This window comes from Acetobacter sicerae (genome assembly GCF_011516765.1).
Lineage (GTDB): Bacteria > Pseudomonadota > Alphaproteobacteria > Acetobacterales > Acetobacteraceae > Acetobacter > Acetobacter sicerae.
The window spans coordinates 1-2,034 of sequence record NZ_JAAABN010000058.1 but is presented as its reverse complement, the minus strand read 5'-3'; the positions used below and the strand labels follow the sequence as shown (position 1 = coordinate 2,034).

General features: G+C 48.8%; 2 pseudogenes. Both read right to left on the bottom strand.

The window, feature by feature from the left end:
* Window positions 1-1,069: 1,069 nt before the first annotated feature.
* Window positions 1,070-1,204, bottom strand: a pseudogene (locus tag GVI59_RS18485) (IS5/IS1182 family transposase); the annotation flags it as partial.
* A 90-nt stretch (window positions 1,205-1,294) separates the two neighbouring features.
* Window positions 1,295-1,883: pseudogene (locus GVI59_RS19240) on the bottom strand (DDE-type integrase/transposase/recombinase); the annotation flags it as partial.
* Between the last annotated feature and the right edge of the window lie 151 nt (window positions 1,884-2,034).

Genomic DNA, 2,034 nt, shown 5'->3' with positions numbered 1-2,034 from the left:
CTCTGTCTGCATCGGGTTTTCTTATAGCTTACGAAAATTTCTTTTCTACAAAACAGACTTTTTCATAATCTAACCCGATGTACAACCCTTCTGTGAGATTTCCGCGTCGATTGATGCCGAAAGTAAGAAAAATTCTTCTTCCCATCAATAACGAAATAATCCGCTCTGCTATTACACTTTTGAAAATGCGATATCTGAATCTTGTAACGGAGAAGGGAACTGAACCTCCTATTGAGTTACCGCGCGTTTATGAGGTCACGACATGTTGGGGCACTTCCTTATGTTATTCTCTTGAAACAGAAACTCTGGTACATGCAGATTTGAGTCTATTTTCCGAGAATAAACTCGTGCGCGTTCTAGCAGCGTGCTACCCATCGTCACCAAATCTAGCTACGCTCTATAGAGTTGACGATGTATGCAATCCTGTCAGTTTGAGATCCCCTTTAACGGTGACATCTGACGAACGCGAACTATCGAATATTATATATTATGTTGAGAGATCAGGTAATGTCACAATATCTCTCCGCAGCCCTCTTAACGCTCTCTTCCTTGGAGCCGCTCCACCGACTGAAGGAAGTTTTGGAAATGTAACGTGTGACAGAGAAGAAATAAACGATTGGGAAAAAATGGAATTTCATGAATTAAATTGGGAAGGTGAAATAGATAATCCTCTTCAAAGCTATGTTCTCCCTAATATGTCCAATATGGTAAGCTTCGAAAGGTTTATTGTATGGCTCGTTAGTCTTCAGGATGAACCTGACCCAGATACTTTTTTGAGAGTGCTTTATGCGCTCGACCCGAAGGTTCGTGCAGATGTAGATCGTCATGCACCGGGCCTTCTACACGCGTTCATCTGAATATTGAAGTCAAGGTAGATGCCCTGAAACGCTTTTTACGTTGAAGAATCGAGAGAGAGTCCCGAAGTTGTGGCGAGTTGCAGGGATCGGAGAACCGTTGATTGACGAACCTTCTGCCTGATTTTGGGTTTAAGCTTCAGCTAACTGGTGGTTCTCGGGTCTGACTTTCACTCTGCGTTTCCAGAAGAGTGGCGATTCCATGCTCTGAATTGCTACGCGACGGCGTTAATCTTTTCGAGGAAGAGGTGCATGTTGTAGCCGATATTGGCCTGCCCTCTTCTCATGGTGGCTCGCGTTATGCCTACGGTCCGGACGAACAGCTTCGCCTGTGATTTCTGATCAGCAAAGAAATTGAAGTGCCCCCCTTTTTGTTACCATTCAAAAAGAGAATTCCCGGTTTTATGGTTTGGTATTGATGGGATGACAAGGGGCTCGGGAGCATGCGTCAGAGACGTGAACAGCGTTTCGTTGAGACATTCATCCCTCAGCCAACCGTTGAAGTTTTCGACAAATCCGTTCTGCTGTGGCTTCGCCGGGGCGATATAGTACCATTCGCTCTTCATTTCATCGGCCCATTTCAGGACGGCATGGGATGTGAACTCCGTTCCGTTATCGCTGACAATCATGAGGGGTTTGCCATGTCATTCCACTAGGGCCGTCAATTCCCGCGCCGCACGTCCACCCGACAATGACGTGTCGGCAACCAATGCCAGATTCTTGCGACTGAAATCGTCGATAACAGCCAGAATGCGGAACCGGCGACCACAGATCAGGGCATCCGAGACAAAATCTAGGCTCCAGCGCTGCCCGGGTTCCTGGGGGATGGTTATGGGGGCGCATTCCCAGCGCTCTCTTGCGGCCACCCCGATGGCGGGCTTTCAGACCTTCCTCCTGGTAAAGACGGAACAGCTTCTTGTGATTGGGGCTGAACCTTTTTCACGCCAGAAGATAGCCCAGACGGCAATAGCCAAAGCGGCGGCGCTGGCTTGCCATATCTCGTAGGCGCTGACGCAGGGCGGCATCGTCCGCCCCTAGGCTCAGGATTCATTCCTTGAGCCAGAAGATGAAGCTGGAGACCCGCAAAAACCGGGTAATTTCTGGCGAAGCGGGCTGGCTTTATGACGTCGAGGTTGCGGGGCGCACCAAGGGTATCATTCGGACCGATTTCCACGATGCC